The 955-nt window shown below is 62.2% G+C and carries 2 protein-coding genes; both read left to right on the top strand.

Annotation, left to right across the window (positions count from 1 at the left end; all coding sequences use genetic code 11):
- The first annotated feature begins 96 nt into the window (after positions 1-96).
- Positions 97-513: a cytidine deaminase gene (locus AC01FP_RS17885; protein ID WP_474482129.1), complete on the top strand. Its 417-nt coding sequence runs from the start codon at positions 97-99 to the stop codon at positions 511-513.
- 82 nt (positions 514-595) lie between these two features.
- Positions 596-955, top strand: a 360-nt coding sequence (locus AC01FP_RS17890; protein ID WP_474482130.1) for a DUF6176 family protein, incomplete at its 3' end; no start/stop codon positions are given.

Genomic DNA, 955 nt, shown 5'->3' on the forward strand with positions numbered 1-955 from the left:
AGCGGCCAAGCTGCGCTGGCGCGGGCCTTGACCACACAACGCAAATCTGCGGCTGAGCACCGGCGCCCCGGCGCGCGGCTGCGGCCCTGACCCGCAATGCTTGTCGATCAGACACTCGTCGACGCTGCCGTCGCGCTGCTGAACACCCGCTTTCCAGGCCAGGAAGGCATCGCAGCCGCAATGCTGACGGCCGATGGCGACATCCTCACCAGCGTCTTCTTCGAGCCGAAGTGGGGCAGCGCAATGCTCTGCGCCGAAGCAGGTGCGATATGCGAAGCGGAGAAGCTGGGCAAGGCAATCGTCGCCTCGGTCTGCGTCTCCAGACTCGGCGGCGATTCACCCACGTTGGTGCTGACTCCTTGCGGCATCTGTCAGGAGCGGCTCTTCCACTGGGGGCCGGATGTGCAGGTGGCCGTGCCGGCTTCCGATGATCCGACCTGTTGGGAAAGCAAGTCCTTGCGCGACGTGCAGCCCTACCATTGGGTGAATGCCTTCAGACACGCCGGCCGCTGAGACGCGACAACGGATCTACTAAGCGTGCATCAAGGAGTTTCCATGTCCTTCCGGACTTCCGAACTGGAATGCAGAGGACGACATGAGGACGACGCCCCTCTCAGCGCGCCAAACCCAAGGAACGAGTGAAGTGCAGAGACAGCTGATTCGTATACCCGTCATTCCAGGAACTGAGGCACGACTAACTTCGTGGATTCAGCGTTTGGACGCTCGCCGCGATGACCTCGAACAGGTCTTGCGGGCAGAGGCCATCAACGCTGAAGTGGTCGGCCTGGATCGATCCAGCTCGGGGGCGGCTTTGCTGATCTACACGAGCGGTCCCGATCTCGCCGCCTCAAGCGTGGCTTTCGCAACCTCGCAGCATCCGGTAGATCTCGAGTTCAAACAACTCATGAGCGACTGCCTGGAGTTGCACAACGCGAGCGTCGTCGAGGTCCTGCTC

Source organism: Cyanobium sp. NIVA-CYA 375 (assembly GCF_056108345.1).